The organism is Streptomyces sp. PKA51, assembly GCF_057552455.1.
Map to the genome: position 1 here is coordinate 1 of NZ_BAAJPZ010000032.1, position 25,903 is coordinate 25,903.

Sequence of the window (25,903 nt, forward strand, 5' to 3'; positions counted from 1 at the left end):
GGGGGGGGGGGGGGGCGCCCCCCCCCCCCCGGCTCTTGCCTGCAAGGACGCCGCCCCTACCACATTCCGCAACCACCTCATGACGCGCCGACACAACATGTGGGGGCGCGTGCGAGGCCCGGCACTAGATGTATGCTCGTCCTCGCTGTCGCCGCAGGGGAATCCGGTGCAAATCCGGAACTGTCCCGCAACGGTGAACGAGTGCGCACAAACACCGCACCACCAGTCCGAGGACCTGCCGGCAGCGCGCCCACCACCGAGCCCGCCCCGGGCTCGGCTATGGGCGTTGAACACGTCCGGGCCTCGCGGGTTGGGCCGGCGGACGCTGCGCGGCACGCTGTCGGAGTTCCGAGTCGGACGTGCCCGTACGCGACCGTCGCGCGCACCCGCCCGGCCACCACAGCCGAGCGAGGAGAGCCACTCGTGACCATCGCGCCCGCAGATCCGGTTGCAGGTCCCGTCTCAGCGAACGCGGAAGCGGCCGACGGCCCCGGGACCGCGCTGCTGCGTGCCCTGACGGACCTCACCGCCGATCTGCCCGCCACCGACCCGGGGAAGGTCGCCGCCGCCGCGCTGCGCGGCCGCAGCGCCGCGGCGGACGAGGCGGAGCTGCGCTCCCTCGCCACCGAGGCGGCCGCCGGCCTGATCGCCGAGGAGCCGGAGTACTCCAAGCTCGCCGCCCGTCTGCTCACCCGCGCCATCGCCGAGGAGGCGGCCGGCCAGGGCGCCACCTCCTTCTCCGCCTCGGTCGCCGTGGGCCACCGCGAGGGCCTCATCGCCGACGACACGGCCGCGTTCGTCGCCACCCACGCCGCGCGCCTGGACGCGCTCGTGGACGCGGCCCTGGCCGACGGCGCCGACGACCGCTTCGGCTACTTCGGCCTGCGCACCCTGCACAGCCGTTACCTGCTGCGCCACCCGATCCACCGCGACGTGATCGAGACGCCGCAGCACTTCCTGCTGCGCGTGGCCTGCGGCCTGGCCGAGGACCACAGCGAGCGGGCCTTGGAGGACGTGGCGGCGCTGTACCGGCTCACCAGCACGCTGTCGTACCTCCCCTCCTCCCCCACGCTCTTCAACTCCGGCACCCGCCACCCGCAGATGTCGTCCTGCTACCTGCTGGACTCCCCGCTGGACGAGCTGGACTCGATCTACGACCGCTACCACCAGGTCGCCCGGCTCTCCAAGCACGCGGGCGGCATCGGCCTGTCGTACTCGCGCATCCGCTCCCGCGGCTCGCTCATCCGCGGCACCAACGGCCACTCCAACGGCATCGTGCCGTTCCTGCGCACCCTGGACGCCTCCGTCGCCGCGGTGAACCAGGGCGGCCGCCGCAAGGGCGCCGCCTGCGTGTACCTGGAGACCTGGCACGCGGACATCGAGGAGTTCCTGGAGCTGCGCGACAACACCGGTGAGGAGGCCCGCCGCACCCACAACCTGAACATCGCGCACTGGATCCCGGACGAGTTCATGCGCCGCGTCGAGGCCGACGCCGACTGGTCGCTGTTCTCCCCGGCCGACACGCCGGACCTGGTCGACCTGTACGGCGACGAGTTCGACGCCGCCTACCGCCGCTACGAGGCCGAGGGCAAGGCCGTCCGCACCATCCCGGCGCGCGTGCTGTACGCCCGGATGATGCGCACCCTGGCGCAGACCGGCAACGGCTGGATGACGTTCAAGGACGCCGCCAACCGCACGGCCAACCAGACGGCCGAGAAGGGCGCGGTCGTCCACTCCTCGAACCTGTGCACCGAGATCCTCGAGGTCACCGACGACGGCGAGACGGCCGTGTGCAACCTCGGTTCGGTCAACCTGGCCCAGCACCTGGGCGCCGACGGCGACATGGACTGGGAGAAGCTCGACGCGACCGTCCGCACGGCCGTCACCTTCCTCGACCGCGTCGTGGACATCAACTTCTACCCGACCGAGCAGGCCGGCCGCTCCAACAGCCGCTGGCGCCCGGTGGGCCTGGGCCTGATGGGCCTGCAGGACGTCTTCTTCCGCCTGCGCCTGCCCTTCGACTCGGCCGAGGCGAAGGAGCTGTCCACCAAGATCTCCGAGCGGATCATGCTCGCCGCGTACGAGGCGTCCGCCGACCTCGCCGAGCGGCACGGCCCGCACCCGGCCTGGGAGGCCACCCGCACCGCCCGCGGCGTGCTGCACCCGGACCACTACCCCAACGCCGTCGCCGCGTGGGAGGACCGCTGGGAGGCGCTGCGCAAGCGCATCGCCGCGGTCGGCATGCGCAACTCGCTGCTGCTGGCCATCGCGCCGACGGCCACCATCGCCTCCATCGCGGGCGTCTACGAGTGCATCGAGCCGCAGGTGTCCAACCTGTTCAAGCGCGAGACGCTCTCGGGTGAGTTCCTGCAGGTCAACACCTACCTGGTGAACGACCTCAAGGAGCTGGGCGTGTGGGACCGCGCCACCCGCGAGGCCATGACCGAGGCCAACGGCTCCATCCAGGACATGAAGTGGATCCCGCAGGACGTCCGCGACCTGTACCGCACGGCCTGGGAGATCCCGCAGCGCGCCCTGATCGACATGGCCGCGGCCCGTACGCCGTACCTGGACCAGAGCCAGTCGCTGAACCTGTTCATGGCCTCGCCGACCATCGGCAAGCTCAGCTCGATGTACGCGTACGCCTGGAAGCAGGGCATCAAGACGACGTACTACCTGCGCTCCCGCCCGGCCACCCGCATCGCCCGCGCCGCCTCCGGCGCGAGTGCCGGTGCCGCCACGACCATCCCCGTGCAGCAGGCCGCGCCCGACGCGGACGCCATCGCCTGCTCCCTGGAAAACCCCGAGTCCTGCGAGGCCTGCCAGTAATGACCACGGCACCCGACCGCCCGAAGAACCTGCTCGACCCGGGCTTCGAGCTGACCCTGCGCCCCATGCGCTACCCGGACTTCTACGACCGGTACCGCGACGCGATCAAGAACACCTGGACCGTCGAGGAGGTCGACCTCCACTCGGACGTCGCCGACCTCGCCAAGCTGTCCCCGGGTGAGCAGCACATGATCGGCCGCCTGGTCGCCTTCTTCGCGACCGGCGACTCGATCGTGGCGAACAACCTCGTGCTGACGCTGTACAAGCACATCAACTCGCCCGAGGCGCGCCTGTACCTGTCGCGGCAGCTGTTCGAGGAGGCCGTGCACGTCCAGTTCTATCTGACGCTGCTCGACACCTACCTGCCCGACCCGGACGACCGCGCCGCGGCCTTCGCGGCCGTGGAGAACATCCCCTCCATCCGCGAGAAGGCACAGTTCTGCTTCAAGTGGATCAACGAGGTCGAGAAGCTGGAGAGCCTGCAGACGAAGGCCGACCGCCGTCGCTTCCTGCTCAACCTCATCTGCTTCGCGGCGTGCATCGAGGGCCTGTTCTTCTACGGCGCCTTCGCCTACGTCTACTGGTTCCGCAGCCGCGGCCTGCTGCACGGCCTGGCGACCGGCACCAACTGGGTCTTCCGCGACGAGTCCATGCACATGGACTTCGCGTTCTCCGTCGTGGACACCGTCCGCGAGGAGGAGCCGGACCTCTTCGACGACGAGCTCCAGCAGCAGGTCACCGACATGCTCAAGGAGGCCGTCGAGTGCGAGCTGCAGTTCGCCCGCGACCTGTGCGGTGACGGCCTGCCCGGCATGAACACCGACTCCATGCGCGAGTACCTGCAGTGCGTCGCCGACCAGCGCCTGCAGCGCCTGGGCTTCCCCCCGGTGTTCGGCTCGGAGAACCCGTTCTCCTTCATGGAGCTGCAGAACGTCCAGGAGCTGACCAACTTCTTCGAGCGCCGCGCCTCCGCGTACCAGGTGGCGGTCGAGGGCTCGGTCTCCTTCGACGACGAGTTCTAGTCGCACGCGAAAGGGCCCGTACGGATCGCTCCGTACGGGCCCTTTCGTCGTACCTACCAGCCGTCGTGCCTACTAGTCGTCGTGCCCGCTCAGTCGTTGGGGACGACCGGGTAGCGCGGGGTGCCCTCGGCCATCTGGCGCAGGGCATCCTTGCGCTCGCGCTTGGAGAGGCGGTCGATGTAGAGGCGGCCGTAGAGGTGGTCCGTCTCGTGCTGCAGGCAGCGGGCGAAGTAGCCGGTGCCCTCGACGGCGATCGGGTTGCCGTGCATGTCCTGGCCGCGCACCACCGCGTAGTCGGGACGGGCCAGCGGGGCGTACGCCGTGGGGACGGACAGGCAGCCCTCGTTGGAGTCGTCCAGGACGCGGCGCTCGGCCGGCAGCTCGTCCAGGACGGGGTTGACGACGTGACCGACGTGGCGGACGCCCTCGTCGTCGGGGCAGTCGTAGACGAAGACCTTCAGGTCCACGCCGATCTGGTTGGCGGCCAGGCCCACGCCCTCGGCGGTGCGCTGGCTGGCGAACATGTCGTCGATGAGCTGGGCGAGCTTGTCGTCGAACTCGGTGACGTCCCTGCACTCGTTGTGCAGGACGGGATTGCCGACGACCGTGATCGGGCGCGAGGTGCCGCGCTCGCGGTGCTCCGCCTCACGCTTCTCGGCGTCCGTCACGTCGTCGATGAACTCTCCGGTCGCCCGGTGCTCGGTCTCTTGCTGCGCCATGTCCGCCGTATGCCTCTCTCACAACCAGAAAGCAATATCTTGCCCTGAATCCACTGGGCCCCATACAGGGTAAGGGGGCGGGGCGGCGGCTCAGCAGACCTCTTCGAGATCACGCCATTCGCGGGTGTCCGGGCTGTCGGCCACCCAGCCGTCCAGCAGGCCGCGCACCAGGCCGGGCGGGGCGGCGATGCCGCACTCGCGCTCGGGCACCCACAGGGAGCCGGATCCGGAGCCCGCCGTGCGGTGTCCCAGGGGGCCGGGGTGACCGGGCTCGCTGTGGTCGTGCGGGTCCAGGTGCTCGCCGTCGCCCTCGTCGCTGGGCATCCGGCTCTCCGAACAAGTGCGGCACAACAGGCGCACGGAGGAGGACCAGTCCTCGGCGGCGAAGCCGGCGTCGGCCGCGAGGCGCTCCAGGGCGTCGCGGTCGGCCTCGGTGGCGGCCTCCAGCAGCACCACCCAGGTCGGCACGGGTGAGGGCGCCCACAGTTCGATCTCGTCGAAGACGGGATAGGAGGGCCCGGCGGCGGTCACCCGCTCGCCGTGCGGGACGCCGTCGTGCAGCACGACCTCGCCCCAGCGGCGGCCGGAGGACGGCAGCGGGATGGAGAGCACCTCGATGCGGGCCGGGTCCAGGCGGCGGCCCCAGACGACCTCGGCCTCGCCCTCCGGGGAGAGCCGCACCGCCGCGCTGCCCAGCTCCATGCCGGCCGGCTCCCCGGCCGGCCCGCCCTCGCCGGGCACCTTCAGGCCGTACGCCTGCCAGGCGCGCCGGGCCAGCGGCCAGTCCTGCAGGGCGGTGGCGGCGATGCCCACGTTCCACCAGTCGGGGGCGCCCGTCTCCCGCTCCAGCAGCGCCACCGCACGCAGGCCCGCGGCGCGGGCCTGTTCCCAGTCGTGCCGGAACTTGTGCAGCAGCGCGAGGTTGAACCACGACTCGGACAGCCACGGCTCCATGTCGGCGGCGCGGGTGAGCAGCGCTCCCGCGTCCTCGTAACGGCCGTCGCCGATGAGCGTGAAGGCACGGTCGGTGGCCTGCCGCCACGAGGCGGAAGGCCGGTGCCGCACCCTGCCGAAGATCCTCACGATTCCCGCCTGCCGGTTTGTGCGTGCAACCACGCCGGATGGACCGGGTGGGGGCCGCCGTCCCGCACGGGGACCGCCCGCCACACCGCGTGCGTACCGGGGAGCGCTGCCGTGCCCGCCCTGGATGTCCTCTTGGCCTTCTTGCCGATGACGGCGCGCACGACACCCCCCGATTTACGCGTCTTCTGCGTTCTCGCCATTCTCGCTTCTTCTTCGCATCCAACCATGCCCCTCCGGACGCCCGCTCATTACCCGCGGGTTCGGCGGGCCAGTCGCGACGCGCCGGTGCGCTCAGGGGCCCGGCGGCGCGGAGCCGCCCCGGGCGAGCACCCCGGCGAGCGCCTCCACCACCCTGGGCTCGTGGTCGTGCGCGGTCGCCAGGCGCAGGCGCTCCAGCGCGCGCAGGGGCCCGCACGCGGGGTCCCTGGCCAGGTCGTCGTAGGCGTTGGCCGTACGGACGATGCGCGCGGGCAGCGGCTGCTGCCGGTACGGCTCCGCCTGCTGTTCGACCACCAGTGCGACCTCGGGGGGTACGCCGGTCCTGCGCACGACCGCGCCCCCGAGCCGGGCGATGCGGCGGCGCTCCTCGGCGGGCAGCGGCTCGGTGGCGCCGGCGGGCACCGGGTCGACCAGCGAGAGCTGGCCGATGTCGTGCATCAGCGCCGCGTCCTCCAGGACGGCGAGGTCGGCCCGGGACAGGCCCAGCTCCCGGCCCACGGCCCGGGCCAGGACCGCCACGCGCCGGGCGTGGCCGGCGGCCGTGTAGCCCGCGATCTCGGTGGTACGGGCCAGGGAGGCGACCGTCTGCCGGCGGGTGGCCCGCACCGCCTCGTAGCGGTGCGCGGAGAGCTGGGTGACCAGCAGCGGCAGGCAGACGACGGGCAGCGCCCACAGGCCGGCCGCCGCGACGGCCAGCGCGAGGACGACGCCGGCGGCCCCGATGGCCCAGCCGGTCCCGGGCACGGCGCGCAGCTCCTCGCGCAGGGCGGCCCCGTACGCCCCTGCGCCGCGGGCGCACGCCAGGGCGGCGGCGAGCACGGCGTCGTACAGGGTGGTCAGGGCGAGCAGGACCAGCAGGAACAGCGCGTAGTACGGGCTGTGCGCGGGCCACCGGTCGAGCGCCCCGCAGGCGTGCAGCGGCTGGAAGCAGACGGCGGCGAACCCGGCGCCGAGCACGCGGCGGGCGAGCCGGTCGGCGGCGGGCGGGCGGCCGACCGCACCGGCGAGGGTGGCGCCGAGGACGACGGCCACGACCTGGGGCGCGCCGTGCGAGGTGGGCTCCCCGCCCACCTCGCCGAGCAGGGCGTAGGCCAGGGTGCCCGCCGAGCCGAGGGGCGCGGTCTCGCGTATCCCGGCGGCGGGGCGGGGGCGCCGGGCGGCCTCCCCGAGCGCGATCAGCACCCCGTAGGCGAGGGCGATGTGCGGCTGGGCCAGGCCGCGCCAGGCGGTCCAGGCCAGCGCGGCGACGGCGGCCGCGCCGGCGGTGGCGTGCACGCACCGCACGAGGGGGATGCCGGCGCACGTCCTGGGGGCGGCCGCGGCGAGCGGGGGCCGGGTCATCGGGGGCCGCCGGCGGAGGGGGCCGGCCCGGGGGCGGCGGTGATCTGGGCTGAGACGTCGGTGGTGATCTCGGCCGGGATCTCGCCGGTGATCTCGGCAGTGATCGAACGCTGATCAACAGGGACGTTTCGGCTGACCGGAACCGGGGTTCCGGTACGCCATCCGTGCCGGTCCAGGGCCCGGCACAGGGCGGCGACCATGCGCGGGTCGAAGTGCGAGCCGGCGCAGCGGCGCAGCTCGGCGAGGGCGGCCGGGACCGGCCGGGCCCTGCTGTAGCTGCGGGTCGAGGTCATCGCGTCGAAGGCGTCGGCGACGGAGACCACCCGGGCGGCCTCGGGGATCTGGTGGCCCTTCAGGCCGTGCGGGTAGCCCGTGCCGTCCAGGCGCTCGTGGTGGTGCAGGATCGCGGCGCGGGCCTCGTCGAGGAAGCCGATGCCGCGCACCATCTCGTGCCCGTACTCGGGGTGCAGTTCGATGACCCGGCGCTCCTCGGGGGTCAGCGGGCCGTCCTTGCGCAGGACCCGGGTGGGGACGCCCAGCTTGCCGATGTCGTGCAGGGTGCCGGCGAAGCGCAGCGCCTCCAGGCGGGCGCCGGTGAAGCCCAGTTCGCGGGCGATCAGGACGGCGGCGCGGCCCACGCGCTCGCTGTGGCCGCGGGTGTAGCGGTCCTTGAGGTCGACGGCCTGCACCAGGGCGCGCACGGTGGCCCGGTGGGCGGCGCGCTCGCGGTGGCAGCGGTCGAGGACCCAGGAGGACAGGGCCATGGGCAGCAGCACCAGCAGGGCGGCCGGGGGCCCGTAGGGGCTGTGCCACAGCACGGCCATGAGCAGCGCCGTCGGCCCGTACAGCAGCGCGGGCAGCAGGGCCTCGGGCAGCGGGGTGCGCCAAGCGGTGCGCGGGGAGCGGCCCTCGGCGGTGACGAGGGCGCCGCCGTCGAGGGCGGCGACCACGGCGGCCAGGACGAGGGCGGCGGCCAGGGCCGGCAGCAGGGCGGCGGGGAAGCCGGGGGCGGTGACCAGGCGGGGGCCGGCGAGCCCGTAGACGAAGGAGGCGGCGCCGGTGGCGAGCGCGTACTGGGCGGCGTGCCACAGCCGGCGCACGCGCGCCGGGGGACGGACGTCCCGGGCGGCCAGCGCGCCGGGCACCGCGACCAGGCCCGCGGCCTGGGGCGGCAGCAGGAAGGCGCCGGCGAGCAGGAGGGGCAGGGCCAGCCTGCAGCGGGGCAGCAGTTCGCAGGCGGCGCCGGCGGCGGCCAGCAGGACGACCGAGGACCAGGGGACGGCGGACGGATCGCGTACGGCGGGCGCGGCGCACAGCGCGGCGGCGAGCACGGCACACGCGATGTACGCGCGGGCCGCCGCCGGAAGTGGCCCCATGGCGCGTCCTCCCCGACCGTCGGCGTGGCGTCTGGACGGTGAGAATAGGCTCCGCGGAGCCCTCGGAGCCGCCCTGAGGGTATTGCGCCGTCCGTTCGGGTGACGTTCCCGGGTGCGGTGTTTTGGATCAGTGCCGGCGGCGGACGATGGCGCCCGGCGGCGGCGTCCGCCCGGTCCGGCCGGGGGTTCAGTCCTGCCGGCCGGCGGCCTCGGCCGCCTCCGCGCGGGCCTCGGCGACCACGTCGCGCTCGGGCACGGAGGCGCCCGAGCGGATCAGCTCGATGCGCCCCATGACCTTGGAGCGGAGGTCGGCGGGCACGTCGTCGTGGCCGCAGCAGCGCTTGACGAGCTTCTTGACCGCCTGCTCCAGGCCGTACTTCTCCAGGCAGGGCGAGCACTCGTCGATGTGCACCTCGAACTTGGCGCACTCGCCGGCGGGCATCTCGTGGTCGAGGAATTCGTAGAGGTGGTCGAGGACTTCAGAGCAGTCCGTCTCGTGCGGGTCTCCGCAGCTCATGAGTCCGACCCTTTCCGGTTGTGCGACTCGTCGGAACCGTTCGGCGCGGAACCGGCCCCCGCCGGCACCAGGCCGCGCTCGCGGGCGTAGTCCTCCAGCAGCCCGCGCAGCTGCCGGCGACCGCGGTGCAGCCGGGACATCACCGTGCCGATGGGGGTACCCATGATGTCCGCGATCTCCTTGTAGGCAAACCCCTCGACGTCCGCGAGGTAGACCGCGATGCGGAACTCCTCGGGAATGGCCTGCAGGGCCTCCTTGACATCGGAGTCGGGCAGGTGGTCCAGCGCCTGGGACTCCGCCGAGCGCAGTCCGGTCGACATGTGCGACTCGGCGCGGGCCAGCTGCCAGTCCTCGATCTCCTCGGACGCGCTGCGCAGCGGCTCGCGCTGCTTCTTGCGGTACGAGTTGATGAAGGTGTTGGTCAGGATGCGGTACAGCCACGCCTTGAGGTTGGTGCCGTCACGGAACTGGTGGAACGACGCGTACGCCTTGGCGTACGTCTCCTGCACGAGGTCCTCGGCGTCGGCGGCGTTCCTCGTCATGCGCAGTGCGGCGGAGTACATCTGGTCGAGGTAGGTCAGCGCGTCGCGCTCGAAGCGGGCATTGCGCTCCGCATCGGTCTCGGCGTCGCGTCCGCTCGCGGTGTTCTCCGCGTCGGTCCCAGTGACCGGACCCACCTCCTCCTCCAATGCCATGGCGGCGCCCGCACCGGACCCGCTCGAATCGGAGAATAGACGACGATCCGGCGCGCCCGCCGCTCCAGCCGCAGCCGGCTGGGCCACCCTCAGCACCGCCCAGTCCAGGTCGGCCGTCTGCGGGCGGGACGGGCATGCGATCGAACCCATGCTGGCGAGCTCCCATTCCTTCGTCTTGCCGGTTGCAGCACTGCGTACGCGTTTCAGACGCAACAACAGCACCGGCCCGCGGATCATTCCCGGCGGTACGGTTTCGGTTTTCCGCCGGACCCGCTGGTCAACGGCGGCGGGCGGGGAGCCTCAGATCGCCCTGAGCCACAGTCCGACCGCGCGGACGATTCCCGCCACCGCCTCCTCCTGGGTGACGTCCGCCTTCTTCGGCACCGCGAAGCCGTGGTCGCCCCAGGGCACCTCGACGGGCTCGGTGCCCACGGGGAACTCCTCGGGGCGCCCGAACGGGTCCCGGGCGCCCTGCACCACGAGCACGGGCACGCCCGCGCCGGTCAGCTCCTCGGCGCGGGAGTTCTCGGGCCGGCCCGGCGGGTGCAGGGGGAAGCTCAGGGCGAGCACGGCGGCGGCGCCCAGCTCCCCGGCGGTACGGCAGGCGACGCGGGCCCCGGCGCTGCGGCCGCCGGCCACGACGGGCAGCCCGGGGGCGGTGAGGGCGGGCCACACCGCGCGCCACGCCGCGTCGAGCGTCCTTGGCGCGGGCGCCACGCGCTTGCCTGCCACCCGCCAGGGCTGCTCGACCAGGGCCACGGTCACCCCTTCGCCGGGCAGTGCGGCCGCGAGCGCCTGCAGGTCGCGGGCCTCCACCCCGCCACCGGCGCCGTGTCCGAGGGCGAGCACGAGGCGGGCCGCGGGGGCCGGGTGCCAGTGGATGCGGGCCTCGCCCACGGGGGTGTCGACGTCCTGCACGGTCACTGCGATCTTCGTGGTCACGCCTTCCATCCTGCCCCGCCGTCCGGTCAGAACAGCGTCGCCTCCTCCGGGGCCGGCAGCTCCGTCAGCAGTTCCGGCCCGTTGTTGCGCACGTCGCTGACGGCCGTGGCGACCGGGTGGGCCCGCAGCAGCCCGGCGGGCGGCGGCTCCAGCAGTCCGCGCAGGGCCTCGACGTCGGTGTTCGCCGGGTCCAGCCAGGCCGCCCACCGGTCGGGGGTGAGCAGGAGCGGCATGCGGGGGTGGATCTCGGCGAGGGAGCGAGGCCCGGGCTCCTCGGCGGCCCCGGTGGCGGCGAAGGGTTCGCTGTGCGCCTCGGTGGTGATCACCGAGCAGGTCGCCCACCACGCCCGGGGGTGGTCCGGCGGCAGGGCGGGGTCGCGCCAGAACTCGTAGATCCCGGCCATCGCCATCACCGAGCCGTCGACGGGCATGACGAAGTACGGCTGCTTGCGGGGGCGCTTGCGGCGGCCCTGCTCCTCCAGCTCCCGCTCCTGGGCGCCGGTGACCCACTCGTAGTAGCCGTCGGCGGGCAGCAGGCAGCGCCGGGAGGCGAAGGCGCTGCGGAAGGCGGGCTTCTCGTGCACGGTCTCGGCCCGGGCGTTGATCATCCGGGCTGCACCCTCGGGGTTCTTGGCCCAGGACGGGACCAGGCCCCAGCGCAGCGCTCTGAGCTGCCGAACCGGACGCCGGTCCGCGGCGTCTTTCAAGGGACGCTCGAGCACCACGTGGACGCTCTTCGTCGGCGCCACGTTCCAGTCCGGAGCGAGCGTCTCCTCCGGTTCCCACTTCTCCACCTCGAAGAGCCCGGCCAGGTCCTCCGGCCGCCGGCTCGCCGCATATCGACCGCACATGAGTGCCACACTGCCACGACGACGCAAGGAGCGGCCCAGAAATGGACAGCAGTACCAGTGCCACCGGCCTGTGGAGCCGCGTCGTCGGCACGCAGCCGCACCCGTCCCTCTGGCTGGTTCTCGTCACCGGGCTCATAGCCCTCGCCGCTGTCGTGCCCTTCCGCGTCTGGCGCATCACCCGTAACGCCGTCACCATCGCCCACGAGGGCGGGCACGCCCTGGTGGCCGTGCTCAGCGGCCGGCGCCTGGACGGCATCCGGCTGCACTCCGACACCTCGGGGCTGACCGTCTCCCGCGGCCGGCCGACCGGCCTCGGCATGGTCCTCACCGCGGCCGCCGGCTACCCCGCCCCCTCGCTGCTGGGCCTGGCCGGCGCCTGGCTGCTGGCCGCCGGGCACATCACCGCCCTGCTGTGGGGCGCGACGGCCCTGCTGGCCGCCGTGCTCGTGATGATCCGCAACGCCTACGGGGCCCTGACGGTGGTGCTGGCCGGGGCGTCCTTCGTCCTGGTCTCCTGGCTGACCGGACCCCCCGTGCAGGCGGCGTTCGCGTACGGGGTGGTGTGGTTCCTGCTGCTCGGCGGGGTGCGGCCGGCCTTCGAGCTGCAGCGCAAGCGGCGGCAGGGCGGCGCCGCCGACTCCGACGCCGACCAGCTCGCCCGGCTGACCAACGTGCCGGCCGTGGTGTGGCTCGGAATGTTCCACCTCGTCGCCCTGTGCGCCCTGACCGGAGGCGGACGCTGGCTGCTCGGCCTGTGAGACGGACGAGGTCCGTGACGGGCGCATGACCAGCCCGTGACCGCCGGGGCCGAACCCCGCGCGGAACGTCAGTAAGGTAAAGGCATGACCGAGAGCCCCGCGCACCCCGACCTCTGGCCCGCTCCCCTCGCGACCGGGGCCGTCGACGCCACCGTCACCGTGCCCGGCTCGAAGTCGGTCACCAACCGCGCCCTGGTGCTGGCCGCCCTCGCCGCCGAGCCCGGCTGGCTGCGCCGCCCGCTGCGCTCCCGCGACACCGTCCTGATGGCCGACGCGCTGCGCGCCATGGGCGTGGGCATCGAGGAAGGGGTCGGCCCCGACGGCACCGGCGAGGCCTGGCGGGTCATCCCGGCCCAGCTGCACGGCCCGGCCACCGTCGACGTCGGCAACGCCGGCACCGTGATGCGCTTCCTGCCGCCGGTCGCCGCGCTCGCCGACGGGCCGGTGCGCTTCGACGGCGACCCCCGCAGCTACGAGCGCCCCCTGCACGGCGTGATCGACGCGCTGCGCGCGCTGGGCGCCCGCATCGACGACAACGAGCGCGGCGCCCTGCCGCTGACCGTGCACGGCGCCGGCGCCCTGGACGGCGGCCCGGTGGAGGTCGACGCCTCCTCGTCCTCGCAGTTCGTCAGCGCCCTGCTGCTGTCGGGCCCGCGCTTCAACCAGGGCGTCGAGGTCCGCCACACCGGCCCCACCCTGCCGTCGCTGCCCCACATCCGCATGACCGTGGAGATGCTGCGCGCGGCCGGTGCCCAGGTCGACACCCCCGAATCCGGCGGCGAGCCGAACGTCTGGCGGGTCTCCCCCAGCGCCCTGCTCGGCCGCGACCTGGTCATCGAGCCGGACCTGTCGAACGCGGCGCCGTTCCTGGCCGCCGCCCTGATCACCGGCGGCCGGGTCACCGTCACCGACTGGCCGGAGCGCACCACCCAGCCGGGCGACTCGCTGCGCGAGATCTTCACCGCCATGGGCGGCCGCTGCGAGCTGACCGAGGCGGGCCTGACCTTCACCGGAACGGGCCGGATCACCGGCATCGACGCCGACCTGCACGAGGTCGGCGAGCTCACCCCGGTGATCGCGGCGGTCGCGGCGCTGGCGGACTCCGAGTCCGTCCTGCGCGGCATCGCCCATCTGCGCCTGCACGAGACCGACCGGCTGGCCGCGCTGGCCAAGGAGATCAACGAGCTCGGCGGCGACGTCACCGAGACCGAGGACGGGCTGCGCATCCGGCCCCGTCCGCTGCACGGCGGTGTCTTCCACACCTACGAGGACCACCGGCTGGCCACCGCGGCGGCCGTGCTCGGCCTCGTCGTGGACGGCGTCCGGGTGGAGAACGTCGCCACCACCGCCAAGACCCTGCCCGACTTCCCGGGGCTGTGGACCGGGATGCTCGGTTCCGTCGCGGGGGCGACGGCGGCGCCGAGAAGCTGAGAGACCTGGAAGCACCATGCGCCGCTACGGCAAGCACACCGACGAGGACGACGTCCGCGTACGCCCCAACCGCAAGGGCAATCGCCCCCGCACCAACATCCGCCCCAAACACGAGGACGCCGCCGAGGGCTTCGTGCTCACCGTCGACCGCGGGCGGCTGACCGTCCTCGTCGAGGACCGCACCGTCATGGCGATGAAGGCGCGCGAACTGGGCCGCAAGGGCGTCGTGGTCGGCGACCGGGTGGCGGTCGTCGGCGACCTCAGCGGCGCCAAGGACACCCTCGCCCGGATCGTGCGGGTCGAGGAGCGCAGCTCGGTGCTGCGCCGCACGGCCGACGACGACGACCCGTTCGAGCGGGTGGTCGTCGCCAACGCCGACCAGCTGGCCATCGTCACCGCGCTCGCCGACCCCGAGCCGCGGCCCCGGCTGATCGACCGCTGCCTGGTGGCCGCCTACGACGCGGGCCTGGAGCCGCTGCTGGTGCTGACCAAGTCGGACCTGGCGCCGGCCGAGAAGCTCATGGAGTCCTACGGCTCCCTGGGCGTGCCGTACGTGGTCACCAACCGCGACGAGCTGGCGAACGGGGATGCGGCCGACCGCGTCCGCGAGCGGCTGACGGGCCGTCTGACCGCCTTCGTCGGGCACTCCGGCGTCGGCAAGACGACGCTGGTCAACGCCCTGGTGCCGGACCGGCAGCGGGCCACCGGCCACGTCAACAAGGTCACCGGCCGGGGCCGGCACACCACCACCTCGGCGCTGGCCCTGCCGCTGCCGGACGACTCGGGCTGGGTCATCGACACCCCCGGCGTGCGCTCGTTCGGGCTGCACCACGTCGACCCGGCCCGTGTCATCCACGCCTTCCCCGACCTGGAACCGGGCGCGGAGAACTGCCCGCGCGCCTGCAGCCACGACGAGCCGGACTGCGCGCTGGACGAGTGGGTGGCGGACGGGCACGCCGACCCGCAACGGCTCTACTCGTTGCGCCGGCTGCTGGCGACCCGGGAGCGGCGCGAAGGCGACTGATCGCCTACGTTTGCGAGTGACCGCCGGTGGCAAGGGCATGCAAGGGCGCGCCCCGCACCGGGACCGCGCGGCGGTCCGCGGAACGGGAGGCACACTGATGGCGTGGCTGCTGGTCGTCGTCGCCGGGTTGCTGGAGACCGGCTTCGCCGTCTGTCTGAAGCTCTCGCACGGCTTCACCCGGCTGTGGCCCACGATCGCCTTCGCCTGCTTCGCCCTCGGCAGCTTCGGGCTGCTCACGCTCTCCCTGCGCAAGCTCGACGTGGGGCCGGCGTACGCCGTGTGGACGGGTATCGGCGCGGCCGGTACGGCCGTCTACGGCATGGTCTTCCTCGGCGATCTGGTCTCCACGCTGAAGATCGTCTCCATCAGCCTGGTGATCGTCGGGGTGATCGGGCTGCAGCTGTCCGGCTCCTCGCACTGAGCCCGCGGGACCTAAGCCGTCGCCAGCAGCGCCCGCACCAGCCGGGCGACCTCGCCGGCGGCCTCGTCGTCCGAGGCGGCGGGGGCGACGACATAGGACAGAATCAGCCGGACGGCGGCCTCGCAGGCCCGGCACAGGGCGCACTCACCGGCCTCCGGAAGCTCCTCGGGGTGCTGCGGCGGGCCGCCGAGGGCGGTCACCGCGCTGTGGCGGATCCGCTCGGCGAGCGCGGCGGGTGTGGGCGGGGCGCCGCGGAAGGGCCGCGCGTCGCGCGGCGTGCGCGGCCCCGGTAAGGGAGGTGCGGCGGCGGGCGGCAGCCGGTCGCCGCGGCAGCCGGTCAGGGCGGCGCGTACGAAGGGGTTGCCGCGGGCCGCGCGCAGCGTCCACAGGGCCGCGGCGGCCAGGGCGTCGCCGGCGTCGGTGCCGGCGCGGGCCGCGGCGTCGCCCAGGGTGCGCTCGACGCCGGTGAGGAAGGTCTCCGCCTCGCGACGCACGAGGGCGCGGGCGAGCCCGTCCTTGCTGCCGAACTCGTTGTAGAGGGTCTGGCGGGACACACCGGCGGCGGCCGCGACGTCCACCATCCGGACCCCGTGCCAGGGCCGGGCGGCGAGTGCCGTGAAGGCCGCGTCCAGCAAGAGCTCTCGTGCCGCGGGCATCGTCGCCTCCTCGGCCGCGGGGCCGCACGACGGTTGGGGCAGCCCACAGAATTGACGCAGCGCCAGAGGGTGTCAAGAGGCCCGGCCGGCCGCGCCGCGCACGCGCCCCCGCCCCGGCCGCAGGTAGTGTGCGTTGCATGTCCGACTACCACGATGATCTGCGTCTGGCCCACGTCCTGGCGGACGCCGCCGACGCGGCCACCATGGACCGGTTCAAGGCCCTCGACCTGAAGGTCGACACCAAACCGGACATGACACCGGTGAGCGAGGCGGACAAGGCCGCCGAGGAGCTGATCCGCGGCCAGCTGCAGCGTGCCCGCCCGCGGGACGCCGTGCTGGGCGAGGAGTTCGGCAGCGAGGGCGCGGGCCCGCGGCGCTGGGTGATCGACCCGATCGACGGCACCAAGAACTATGTGCGCGGGGTGCCGGTCTGGGCCACGCTGATCTCCCTGATGGTGATGGAGCAGGGCGGCTACCAGCCGGTGGTCGGGCTGGTCTCGGCGCCGGCGCTCGGGCGGCGCTGGTGGGCGGCGAAGGGGTCGGGCGCCTACACCGGGCGCAGCCTGACGTCCGCCAGCCGGCTGCAGGTCTCGCGGGTGGAGCGGATCGACGACGCGTCGTTCGCGTACTCGTCGCTGTCCGGGTGGGAGGAGCGCGGCATGCTGCCGGGCTTCCTGAACCTCACGCGGGACTGCTGGCGCACGCGCGGCTACGGCGACTTCTGGCCCTACATGATGGTCGCCGAGGGCTCGGTGGACATCTGTGCGGAGCCGGAGCTGTCGCTGTGGGACATGGCGGCGAACGTCGTCATCGTGGAGGAGGCCGGCGGTCGCTTCACCGGCCTGGACGGGCGCCCGGGGCCGCACAGCGGCAACGCGGCGGCGTCGAACGGAGTACTGCACGACGAACTGCTCAACTATTTGCGGCCGCCGGGTTCTTAAACCCATCATATGGTCGTAAAAATCTGGCAAAATTCAGCCTTCTGAAGACCTTGTCCGCCTCTCCGGGGCGTGTGACGATGACGGCCACAGGCTTGTGAACATGTGAAGCCCTCGCTCCTCCAGGAGGTGGCTTGCAACCATGCTCGTCCGCGACGCCATGAGCACGGTGGTCCTGACCATAGGGCCCGCCCACACCCTCCGGCAGGCGGCCCGGCTGATGTCCGCCCGCAGAGTGGGCGCCGCCGTCGTCCTCGACCCCGACACCAGCGGCCTCGGCATCCTCACCGAGCGCGACATCCTCAACGCGCTCGGGGCGGGGCGCGACCCCGACCACGAGACGGCCCACGGACACACCACCACCGACGTGGTCTTCGCGGCCCCCGACTGGACCCTGGAGGAGGCCGCGGCCGCGATGTCGCGCGGCGAGTTCCGGCACCTGATCGTCCTCGACCGGCACGAGGCCGTGGGCGTGGTCTCGGTCCGCGACATCATCCGCTGCTGGCTGCCCCTGCGCGGCCGCGCCCAGGCGCCGGCGGTCACCGCCTGAAGGCGCCACCCGGGGGAAACGGAACGCAAAAAGGCCGAAGAGGCCGGAGCCCCATGGCGTCCGGCCTCTTCGGTTTTTTACGGCAAGCGTCCAGTGGTTGTTCAGCCGCGCAGGGCCTGGACCGCGGCCTCCAACCGCTTGCCGTAGTCGGGGTCCGCCTGGCGGAAGTTGTTGATCGCCCGCTCGACGATGTCGTCGCGCGACACCTTGGCGATGAAGCCGGCGAGGTTGGCGATCAGGCGCTCCTTCTCGTCCTCGGACATCAGGCGGTAGAGGTTGCCGGCCTGGACGAAGTCGTTGTCCTCGGAGTGCGAGGGAGCGGCGAGGTTGCCGGTGGCGCCGGTGACGGCGATCGGCTGCCACAGCGGGCGGTCGGTCTGGGCCGGGCCGCCGAAGCTGTTGGGCTCGTAGTTCTTCGCACCCTTGTGCCGGCCGTCGTACATCAGGCCGTCACGGCCGTAGGTGCGCGCCTCGGTCGCGTGCGGGCGGTTGACCGGCAGGTGGTCGGCGTTGATGCCGACGCGGTAGCGGTGCGCGTCGCCGTAGGCGAAGAGGCGGCCCTGGAGCATCTTGTCCGGGGAGGGGCCGATGCCCGGCACGAAGTGGGCGGGGCTGAAGATCGACTGCTCGACCTCGGCGAAGATGTTCTCCGGGTTGCGGTTGAGCTCCAGCTTGCCGATCTCGATCGGCGGGTAGTCCTCGTGCGGCCAGACCTTGGTGAGGTCGAACGGGTTGAAGCGGTAGGTCGCCGCCTCGTCCGCCGGCATGATCTGCACCTGCACGGTCCAGGTGGGGAACTCGCCGCGCTCGATGGCCTCGCGCAGGTCGCGCTGGTGGCTGTCGGGGTCCTCGCCGGCGAGCTTGTTGGCCTCGTCCTGGGTGAGGTTCTTGATGCCCTGGTCGGTCTTGAAGTGGTACTTCACCCAGAAGGCCTCGCCGGCCTCGTTGTTCCACTGGAACGTGTGCGAGCCGTAGCCGTTCATGTGGCGGTACGAGGCGGGGATGCCGCGGTCGCCGAACAGCCAGGTCACCTGGTGGGTGGACTCCGGCGAGTGGCCCCAGAAGTCCCAGACGTTGTCCGCCTCCTGCGAGCCGGTGTACGGGTCGCGCTTCTGGGTGTGGATGAAGTCGGGGAACTTGATGGCGTCCTTGATGAAGAACACCGGGGTGTTGTTGCCGACGAGGTCGTAGTTGCCCTCTTCGGTGTAGAACTTCAGCGCGAAGCCGCGGGGGTCGCGCACCGCGTCGGCCGCGCCGAGGTTGCCGGCGACGGTGGAGAAGCGCAGGAAGACCTCGGTCTGCTTGCCGACCTCGGAGAGGAAGTTCGCCCGCGTCCAGCGCGTGACGTCGGCGGTCACGGTGAAGGTGCCGTAGGCCCCGGCGCCGCGGGCGTGCACCACGCGCTCCGGGATCCGCTCGCGGTTGAAGTGCGCGAGCTTCTCCAGCAGCAGCTGGTCCTGGATGAGCATGGGGCCGCCGAGACCCGCCGTCTCGCTGTTCTGGTTGTCCGCGACCGGAGCACCGGACTCCGTGGTCAGCGGGCCCGTCGTCGTCTCGCCCTGCACCGACACCTACGCCTCCGTCGTCTCATCGTCTCTACCGGCTCCGCCGGGATCCGGGGGTGACCCCCTTGGCCTGAGCCGAGATCGATCCTACATTGGACTATGTCTAAGTCAAGATGCTTCCCACACAAATATGGGATCCAGGGGTGGACAGGCGCCGCTGCTACGCTTGGTCCTATCTGACTGATAGGTGAATGGCATGAGTGACCTGCTGGAAAGGCTCCGGGGACGCGGCTGGCGGCTGACCGCGCAGCGACGCGTCGTCGCCGAAGTGCTCGACGGGGACCACGTGCACTACACCGCCGACGAAGTACACGCCAAGGCGGCCGAGCTGCTGCCGGAGATCTCGCGCGCGACGGTGTACAACACCCTGGGCGAGCTGGTCTCGCTGGGCGAGGTCCTCGAGGTGAGCACGGACGGCCGCGCGAAGCGCTACGACCCCAACGCCCACCATGCACACCAGCACCTGGTGTGCTCGCGGTGCGGCACGATCCGCGACGTCCACCCCGCCGGCGACCTGCTGGCCGGGCTGCCCGTCGACGAGCGCTTCGGCTTCGAGGTCTCGGCGGTCGAGGTGACGTACCGCGGAATCTGCCCGTCCTGCGCAGGGCCCTGATCGGGACGCCCGGGGGGGGGCGACGGCACGAGGAGCCGGGCGTACGAGGACCGCATGGGGGCCTGCGCGGCATGACGGCCCGAGGGCACGACAGGCCATGACACGGCAAACACGGCATGACAAAGGGCCCGGATCCTGGGATCCGGGCCCTCGGCCTTCAGTAGCGGGGACAGGATTTGAACCTGCGACCTCTGGGTTATGAGCCCAGCGAGCTACCGAGCTGCTCCACCCCGCGTCGGTAGACCCACCCTAACCCGTCCGTGACTCCCGGCGCAAACACGCCGGCCGGCACTCAGGCGGACAGCTCCTGCTGCAGGGCGTCCCGCAGCCGTGCCGCGCGCTCGGCGACCTCCGCCGGGCCCAGCTCCACCGCCCGCGCGCACCACTGCCGGCCCGCCGAGAGATCGCCGCGCCGGGCCGCGAGGAGGGCGAGGCGCAGGGCGGCCCGGCCGTGGCCGGCCTCCGCCGCCCGCGTCCACCACATCGCCGCCTCGGGCTCGCTGCCCTCGCGGGCCAGCAGCAGCCCCAGGTTGAAGGCGCCGTTGCGGCTGCCGGCCTCGGCGGCCTCCCGGTACCAGTGCGCGGCCCCGGCGGTGTCGCCCCGCTCGGCCACCAGCATCCCCAGGCGCACCTGGGCGCGCCGGTGGCCCTGGCGGGCGGCCCGCTCGTACCACTGCTCGCTCTCGCGGCCGCGCTCGTCGTCGCGGTCGAGCAGCGCGCCCAGCCGGAAGGCGGCCTCCGCGCTGCCGCCCTGCACGGCGACCCGCAGGTGGCGCTCGGCCTCCTCGGTGCCGCCCGGGCCGCCGTCGCGCAGCACGGCCATGGCGACCTGCAGCGCGGCCTCGGTGTGGCCGGCCGCGGCGGCCCGCTCGTACCACTCCAGGGCCAGGTGCTCCTCGCCCCGGCCGGCGTAGAGGATGCCGAGGTTGAAGGCCGCGTCCACGCTGCCGGCCTCGGCCGCCTTGGAGAACCAGGGCTCGGCCCCGGCGGCGTCGCCGCCCTGCATCAGCAGGACGGCCAGCGCGTTGGCGGCCTCCCGGTGCCCGGCGTAGGCGGCGCGGCGGTACCACTGCTCGGCCTGGGCGGTGCGGTCCTGCTCGGCGCACAGCAGCCCGAGGTTGTACGCGCCGTTGATGTCGCCGGCGTCGAGGGCCTCGCGGTACCAGCGCTCGGCCTGCTGGGACTCGCCGCGCTCGGCGTGCAGGGCGCCCAGGGCGTTGGCGGCGTTGCCGTCGCCCTCCTGGGCGGCGCGGCGCCACCACACGGCGGCGCTGTCGGTGTCGCCGGCGTCGCGCAGCAGGAAGCCCAGGGCGCAGGCGGCGCGCGGCTCCCCGTCCTTGGCGGAGGTCAGGTACCAGCGGGCGGCCTCCTGGGTCTCGCCCCGGCCCTCCAGCAGGGTGCCCAGGTGCAGGGCGGCGCGGCGGTGGCCGCGGGCCGCGGCCTGCCGGTACCACTGCTCGGCCTCGCCGGCCGGGCCGTCCTGGCGGCCGGCGGCCGCGGCGCGCAGCTCGCGCACGGAGGTGTCGCCGCCGCCGGCGGAGATCCGCCGGTTCCGGGTGGCCGGGCCGAGGGAGGCGGTCAGGCCCTCGCAGACGTCGTCGGCCTGGGGTCGTGGGGCCCGTCCGTCGAGTATCCGGGCGAGCCGGTAGGCGGCCTCGCGGTGGCCGCGCTCGGCGGCGGCCCGGAACCAGCGCTCGGCGCCCACGTCGCTGCGGTGCTCCAGCAGGTCGGCCAGCGCGTACGCGCCGAGGGCGTGCCCGGACTCGGCGGACTGCCGCAGCCAGTACTCGGCGGCGGGCTCGTCGCCGCGCTCGCGGTGGTAGCGGCCGAGGGCGTGGGCGGCCGCCGCGGAGCCGGCGACGGCGGCGACCCGCCACCAGCCGGCGGCCTCGTCGGCGTAGCCGCGCTGGTGCAGCAGGACGCCGAGGTTGTTGGCGGCGGAGCGGTCCCCGGCGGCGGTGGCGGCGCGCAGGTGGCGCTCGGCGCCGTCGAGGTCGCCGCGGCGCAGCAGCAGCGCGCCGAGCATGCTCAGCGACGCGGGGTCGCCGGACTCGGCTGCGCGGCGGCGGGCGGTCTCCAGCTCCAGGTCGGCGGCCTCGGTGGCGCAGGCTGTGTCCTGAGGGTCCCGGGGGTCCCGGGGCTCCTGTGCGACGCGGGGATCGGCCGCCTGCGGTGCGGTGTGGGCCGCCGCGGTCGCGGTGCGGTCCGGGGCCGTGGCCAGGGCGGTGCCGCCCAGGGCGTACGACGACGGGTCCTGCTCTGGCGTCTGGCTCCCGTTGCCGGGAGCCGCTACAAGCCGACGGGTGCTCAACAGCCTCGCCCTGTCCCCCATAAGTCCCATCGTCGCACTCCCGCAACCTGCGTACACCTGGAATACCGCAGCCAGTGAGGTCACTTCAGCGTTTTGTCGACTTCCCGACTTCCCGACACGGCGGTGCTCCAAACTCTAATCAAAACCCCCGCACACAACCCGCACAGTCCGCCGCGTGGCGGGCCGCGGGCTCCCGTGCGCCCCCAACGCCCGGGAAGGCGGGGGCCGGCCGCGCCGAGCGACCCGGCCCGAGATGCGACAAGGCCCGGAGTTGCGAGAACTCCGGGCCTTGTCCTTCAGTAGCGGGGACAGGATTTGAACCTGCGACCTCTGGGTTATGAGCCCAGCGAGCTACCGAGCTGCTCCACCCCGCGCCGTTGTGGAACAACCGTACCACGGCGCGGGGCGGGGCCGCGGGGTCAGCTGCCGGGCCGGGTGCCGCCGGTCGCGGCGGCCTGCTCGGCCTTGGCGAGCCGGTCGAGAGCGGCCTTGAGGTCCTCCTGGGCCTTGCCGTAGGCCGTCCAGTCCTTCTTGTCGAGCGCCTTCTGGCCGGCGTCGAAGGCGTCCTGCGCGGCCTTGACGGCTTCCTTGACCGAGGGGTTGGCCGCCGGCGGCTGCGTGGTGCCGGGGGTGGGCGGCTGGGTGCCGGGCTTGGCGCCCTTGACCTCGAACACGGCGTCGAGCGCGGTGGCGAGATCGTCCTCGAAGGCGGTCTTGTTGCCGTAGGTGACCAACACCTTCTTCAACCGCGGGAAGTTGGACCCCGCACCGCGCACATAGACCGGCTCGACGTACAACAGGCCGTCGTCCAGCGGCACGGTCAGCAGATTTCCGTACTCGATCTCGGAATCGCCGCGCTTCAGAATATTGATCTTATTGGCGATCTCGGGATCGCCGTTGAACTTGCTCTGCACCTGCTGCGGACCCGACGTCGTGGTTTCCGACGGCAGTTTCAGAATGCGGATCTTCCCGTAATCGGCGCTGGTGGCATCGGCGTCCACCGCCATGAAGGCACCGAGATTCTCCCGGCCCTTGGGGGTGAACGTCGTGGTCAGGGAGAACGACTGCGCCTGCTGACCGGGCATCCGCATGCTCAGGTAGAACGGCGGGACGGCATTGCCGGACTTGTTGGTCGGGTCGTCCGGCACCTCCCAGCGCTCGCTGCCCGTGTAGAAGGTGTCGGCCTTGGTGACGTGGTAGCGGGTCAGCAGCTCGCGCTGCACCTTGAACAGGTCCTGCGGGTAGCGCAGGTGGTCCAGCAGGCCCTTGCTGATCTCGCTCTTGGCCTTCACCGTGCCGGGGAACGCCTTCATCCAGGTCTTGAGCACCGGGTCCTTGGTGTCCCACTGGTAGAGCGTGACCGTGCCGTCGTAGGCGTCGACCGTGGCCTTGACCGAGTTGCGGATGTAGTTGACCTGGTTCTGCTGGGCGACGACCGCGCGCTGACCGGTGGTGAGCGAGTCGGCGGTGGTGTCACCGAGCGTCGTGCGCGAGGCGTACGGATATCCGTTGGTCGTGGTGTAGGCGTCCACGATCCACTGGATGCGCCCGTCGACGACCGCCGGATAGGCGTCGCCGTCGATCGTCAGCCAAGGGGCGACGGCCTCGACGCGCTCCTTGGGCGTGCGGTTGTACAGAATCCGCGAACCGTCGCCGATGGCGCCCGAATACAGGATCTGCGGTTCGCCGAAGGCCACCGCGTACGCGGCCCGGTTGACCGGGTTGGACAGGCTCACCCCGCTCCGGCCCTGATAGCTGTAGCTCTTCTCGCCCTTGTCGCCGGAGTAGTCCAGCTCCTTCTGCGGGCCGCCGACGATCGAGTACTGGGTGGTCTTCTCGCCGTAATACACCCGCTGCTCGTACGTGCCGAGCTTGCCCTTGGTCGGCAGGTTGGACTCGGTGAAGTCCGGGTCGCCCTCGCCGACGGCCGTGGTGCCCTTGGCGGTGATGGCGCCGTAGCCGTGGGTGTACTTGAAGTGGTCGTTGATCCAGTTGCGCTCGGGAATGCCGTTGATGTTCAGCTCGCGCAGACCGATGACCGTGTCCTGCTCCTTGCCGTCGACCTTGTAGCGGTCGACGTCCAGCGTGGAGGGGAACTGGTAGTAGCCCTTGACCTGCTGGAGCTGCTGGAAGGTGGGCGAGACGATGTTGGGGTCGAGCAGCCGGATGCTGGCGGTGGAGTCGGCGGCGTCGCGCAGCTTCTGCTTGTCCTTGCCCTGCAGGTCGCTGCGGCCCGCGTAGTCCTGCACCTCGGAGCCGTCGATGCCGTACGCCTCGCGGGTGGCCGCGATGTTCTTCTTGATGTACGGCGCTTCCTTGGCCTGCTCGTTCGGCTGCACCTGGAACTTCTGCACGATCGCCGGGTAGAGCCCGCCGATGAGCACCGCCGAGAGCACCATCAGGCCGAAGCCGATCACCGGCAGCTGCCAGGTGCGCCGCCACAGGGTGGCGAAGAACAGCACCGCACAGATCAGCGCGATGATGAACAGGATCGTCTTGGCCGGCAGATAGGCGTTGGCGTCCACGTACCGCAGACCCGTCCAGCCGTCGGTGGACTTCAGCCCGCTGGACTTCACCGCGAGCCCGTAGCGGTCCAGCCAGTAGGCGACGGCCTTGAGCGTGACGAAGACGCCCAGCAGCACGGACAGGTGGCCGGTGGCCGCCGCGGTGGCCCGGTGGCCGGGGCTGGTCAGCCGCAGCCCGCCGTACAGGTAGTGCACCAGGGCGGCGGCGATCAGCGACAGCACCGTCGCCGCGAAGCCGAAGCTCAGCAGGAAGCGGTACCAGGGCAGGTCGAAGGTGTAGAAGGAGATGTCCTTGTGGAACTGCGGGTCGCGCTGCCCGAACGACACCCCGTTGATCCACTGCAGCCAGGTGCGCCACTGTCCGGCGGCCGAGGCCCCCGCGACCAGGCCGACGAGCGCGGTGACCGCCAGCAGCACCCACTTCTTGTACGGTGCGATGCCCATCCGGTAGCGGTCGAGGCTCTGCTGCTCCACCGACATCGCGCTCAGCGGCGGCCGCAGGCGGTGCGCGAGCCAGATGTTCAGGCCGACGGCCAGCGCCATCAGCAGGCCGAAGACGGCGAACAGGCCGATCTTCGTGCCGAGGGTGGTGGTGAAGACCGAGGAGTAGTCCACCGACCGGTACCACAGCCAGTCCGTCCAGAACCCGGCGAACATGACGAAGAGCAGGGCCAGACCGGCCAGCACGCCCAAGGTCATCAGCAGGGTCCGGACGCGCCGGGAGGGCCGGCCGACTCTGATCCGTGGCCCTGACGGGCCTCCGCCGCGGTCCGGCATCTGGAAAGCCAAGGTGCGCACCTCGAAGTTCGCTGTCGGTGGAGCTGGGATTGAAGGCCCCGGTGATAGTAGGACCCACTGTGGCAACTTACCGAGGCTTTACTCGGTTCCCGTTTTCGGCCTCTCTCAGGGCACGATATTGACCATGTCCAGCAATACCGGTTCGAACCTTCCCGGCTCCCAGGAGCCCGACGTCCCCATGGCGGCCAGCCCGCTGACCCGTGCCGTGCTCGAGATCGACGAGTACACCGCGGGTCTCGGCTGGGACCAGCCCGCACGGCTGTTCGCCCTGGTCGACACCGCCAGGCTGCGGGCCCAGGAGCCCGGCCTGGCCGCCCAGCTCGGCCTCGACTCCTCCGCGGCCTCCGCCGCCGTCTCCTACACCCCCGTCGAGCAGGAGGAGCTGCCGGCCGGCACGGCGCTCGACGAGTTCCTCGCCACGATCGCCTGGCCCGACGCGGTGGCGGGCTGCGCCCTGACCGTGGAGCGGCTGATGCTGCCGCCGTCGGCCGAGGCGTCCGTTCCGCACAACCTCAGCGAGAAGCAGCTGGCCCAGTGGGTGGCCAAGCACCCCGACCGCCAGGAGGTGCGGATGACCGTCGCGGTGCTGCGCGACGGCGCCCGCGAGTCCGCGGTGCGGCTGCGCGAGAAGGACTCCGCCAAGGAGGTCCTCACCGGCGCCGACCTGGTGCCGGGCCTGGCCGACGCCCTCGCCGCCACCTTCGCGGACTGAGAGGAGC

22 protein-coding genes, 2 tRNA genes and 1 riboswitch are annotated in these 25,903 nt (G+C 72.6%); of the genes, 10 read left to right on the plus strand and 14 right to left on the minus strand.

The genetic code is table 11. The annotated features are described in order from the left end of the window. Positions 1-132: 132 nt before the first annotated feature. A riboswitch (cobalamin riboswitch) is annotated at positions 133-257 on the plus strand. 166 nt (positions 258-423) lie between these two features. Both AC27L3_RS28100 and AC27L3_RS28105 read left to right on the plus strand, forming a co-directional pair. Beyond that, positions 424-2,829, plus strand: coding sequence for a ribonucleoside-diphosphate reductase subunit alpha (locus AC27L3_RS28100; RefSeq protein ID WP_487236880.1), 2,406 nt, complete (start codon positions 424-426; stop codon positions 2,827-2,829). After that, complete coding sequence (locus AC27L3_RS28105; RefSeq protein ID WP_487236881.1) at positions 2,829-3,851, plus strand: ribonucleotide-diphosphate reductase subunit beta; 1,023 nt, start codon at positions 2,829-2,831, stop codon at positions 3,849-3,851. The genes AC27L3_RS28100 and AC27L3_RS28105 overlap by 1 nt, the downstream gene beginning before the upstream one ends. An 89-nt stretch (positions 3,852-3,940) precedes the next feature. Here AC27L3_RS28105 and def read toward each other — a convergent pair whose 3' ends face one another. The 8 genes from def to AC27L3_RS28145 form a co-directional block, all read right to left on the minus strand. Continuing rightward, positions 3,941-4,570, minus strand: a complete 630-nt coding sequence (def, locus tag AC27L3_RS28110) for a peptide deformylase (protein WP_487236882.1) — start codon at positions 4,568-4,570, stop codon at positions 3,941-3,943. A gap of 90 nt (positions 4,571-4,660) precedes the next feature. Next, entirely contained in the window at positions 4,661-5,653 is a 993-nt protein-coding gene (locus AC27L3_RS28115; protein WP_344438157.1) for a tetratricopeptide repeat protein, read from the minus strand. Positions 5,654-5,944: 291 nt separating this feature from the next. Further along, complete coding sequence (locus AC27L3_RS28120) at positions 5,945-7,213, minus strand: HD-GYP domain-containing protein (protein ID WP_487236883.1); 1,269 nt, start codon at positions 7,211-7,213, stop codon at positions 5,945-5,947. Then, positions 7,210-8,589, minus strand: a complete 1,380-nt coding sequence (locus AC27L3_RS28125; protein WP_487236884.1) for an HD-GYP domain-containing protein — start codon at positions 8,587-8,589, stop codon at positions 7,210-7,212. Before AC27L3_RS28125 ends, AC27L3_RS28120 begins: the two co-directional genes overlap by 4 nt. A gap of 187 nt (positions 8,590-8,776) precedes the next feature. Further along, positions 8,777-9,106: a mycothiol system anti-sigma-R factor gene (gene rsrA / locus AC27L3_RS28130; RefSeq protein WP_344438161.1), complete on the minus strand. Its 330-nt coding sequence runs from the start codon at positions 9,104-9,106 to the stop codon at positions 8,777-8,779. Then, positions 9,103-9,783, minus strand: a complete 681-nt coding sequence (locus tag AC27L3_RS28135; RefSeq protein ID WP_487236904.1) for a sigma-70 family RNA polymerase sigma factor — start codon at positions 9,781-9,783, stop codon at positions 9,103-9,105. The genes rsrA and AC27L3_RS28135 overlap by 4 nt, the downstream gene beginning before the upstream one ends. A 318-nt stretch (positions 9,784-10,101) precedes the next feature. After that, positions 10,102-10,752, minus strand: a complete 651-nt coding sequence (locus tag AC27L3_RS28140) for an alpha/beta hydrolase family protein (protein ID WP_487236885.1) — start codon at positions 10,750-10,752, stop codon at positions 10,102-10,104. A gap of 17 nt (positions 10,753-10,769) precedes the next feature. Beyond that, entirely contained in the window at positions 10,770-11,594 is an 825-nt protein-coding gene (locus tag AC27L3_RS28145) for an SOS response-associated peptidase (protein WP_487236886.1), read from the minus strand. A 41-nt stretch (positions 11,595-11,635) separates the two neighbouring features. Here AC27L3_RS28145 and AC27L3_RS28150 point away from each other — a divergent pair, with 41 nt between their 5' ends. The 4 genes from AC27L3_RS28150 to AC27L3_RS28165 all read left to right on the plus strand — a co-directional run bounded on the left by AC27L3_RS28150 (position 11,636) and on the right by AC27L3_RS28165 (position 15,228). Continuing rightward, positions 11,636-12,352, plus strand: coding sequence for a M50 family metallopeptidase (locus tag AC27L3_RS28150; RefSeq protein ID WP_487236887.1), 717 nt, complete (start codon positions 11,636-11,638; stop codon positions 12,350-12,352). Positions 12,353-12,436: 84 nt separating this feature from the next. After that, positions 12,437-13,783 (plus strand): 3-phosphoshikimate 1-carboxyvinyltransferase, encoded by a 1,347-nt coding sequence (gene aroA, locus AC27L3_RS28155; protein ID WP_487236888.1) that lies wholly within the window; start codon positions 12,437-12,439, stop codon positions 13,781-13,783. 16 nt (positions 13,784-13,799) lie between these two features. Then, positions 13,800-14,807: a ribosome small subunit-dependent GTPase A gene (rsgA, locus tag AC27L3_RS28160; protein WP_487236889.1), complete on the plus strand. Its 1,008-nt coding sequence runs from the start codon at positions 13,800-13,802 to the stop codon at positions 14,805-14,807. A gap of 97 nt (positions 14,808-14,904) precedes the next feature. Beyond that, positions 14,905-15,228, plus strand: coding sequence for a DMT family transporter (locus AC27L3_RS28165; protein ID WP_487236890.1), 324 nt, complete (start codon positions 14,905-14,907; stop codon positions 15,226-15,228). Between the two features lie 11 nt (positions 15,229-15,239). Here the strand turns inward: AC27L3_RS28165 and AC27L3_RS28170 are convergent, their stop codons facing one another. Further along, positions 15,240-15,884: a TetR/AcrR family transcriptional regulator gene (locus AC27L3_RS28170; RefSeq protein WP_487236891.1), complete on the minus strand. Its 645-nt coding sequence runs from the start codon at positions 15,882-15,884 to the stop codon at positions 15,240-15,242. A gap of 137 nt (positions 15,885-16,021) precedes the next feature. On the opposite strand from AC27L3_RS28170, the gene hisN reads away from it, so the two are divergent. Together hisN and AC27L3_RS28180 are read left to right on the plus strand one after the other, a co-directional pair. Continuing rightward, a complete protein-coding gene (gene hisN / locus AC27L3_RS28175) occupies positions 16,022-16,825 on the plus strand; it encodes a histidinol-phosphatase (protein WP_487236892.1) in 804 nt (267 codons plus the stop codon). Between the two features lie 139 nt (positions 16,826-16,964). Beyond that, the gene (locus AC27L3_RS28180) at positions 16,965-17,372 is read left to right on the plus strand and encodes a CBS domain-containing protein (protein ID WP_344438176.1); all 408 of its coding nucleotides are present in this window, start codon (positions 16,965-16,967) and stop codon (positions 17,370-17,372) included. Between the two features lie 101 nt (positions 17,373-17,473). Here the strand turns inward: AC27L3_RS28180 and AC27L3_RS28185 are convergent, their stop codons facing one another. Then, complete coding sequence (locus tag AC27L3_RS28185) at positions 17,474-18,943, minus strand: catalase (protein ID WP_487236893.1); 1,470 nt, start codon at positions 18,941-18,943, stop codon at positions 17,474-17,476. 190 nt (positions 18,944-19,133) lie between these two features. Here AC27L3_RS28185 and AC27L3_RS28190 point away from each other — a divergent pair, with 190 nt between their 5' ends. Beyond that, positions 19,134-19,550, plus strand: coding sequence for a Fur family transcriptional regulator (locus AC27L3_RS28190; protein WP_487236894.1), 417 nt, complete (start codon positions 19,134-19,136; stop codon positions 19,548-19,550). Between the two features lie 161 nt (positions 19,551-19,711). On the opposite strand, the gene AC27L3_RS28195 is transcribed toward AC27L3_RS28190, so the two are convergent. From AC27L3_RS28195 to AC27L3_RS28210, 4 genes are all read right to left on the minus strand, one after another. Next, a tRNA-Met gene (locus tag AC27L3_RS28195) sits at positions 19,712-19,785 on the minus strand. A 57-nt stretch (positions 19,786-19,842) separates the two neighbouring features. Beyond that, positions 19,843-21,891 carry a tetratricopeptide repeat protein gene (locus tag AC27L3_RS28200; protein WP_487236895.1) on the minus strand — a complete coding sequence of 683 codons (2,049 nt, stop codon included), beginning with the start codon at positions 21,889-21,891 and terminating at the stop codon, positions 19,843-19,845. A 270-nt stretch (positions 21,892-22,161) separates the two neighbouring features. Then, a tRNA-Met gene (locus AC27L3_RS28205) sits at positions 22,162-22,235 on the minus strand. Positions 22,236-22,280: 45 nt separating this feature from the next. Further along, positions 22,281-25,163, minus strand: coding sequence for a UPF0182 family membrane protein (locus AC27L3_RS28210; protein WP_487236905.1), 2,883 nt, complete (start codon positions 25,161-25,163; stop codon positions 22,281-22,283). 145 nt (positions 25,164-25,308) lie between these two features. On the opposite strand from AC27L3_RS28210, the gene AC27L3_RS28215 reads away from it, so the two are divergent. Further along, positions 25,309-25,896 (plus strand): PPA1309 family protein, encoded by a 588-nt coding sequence (locus AC27L3_RS28215; RefSeq protein WP_487236896.1) that lies wholly within the window; start codon positions 25,309-25,311, stop codon positions 25,894-25,896. The last annotated feature ends 7 nt before the right edge of the window (positions 25,897-25,903 follow it).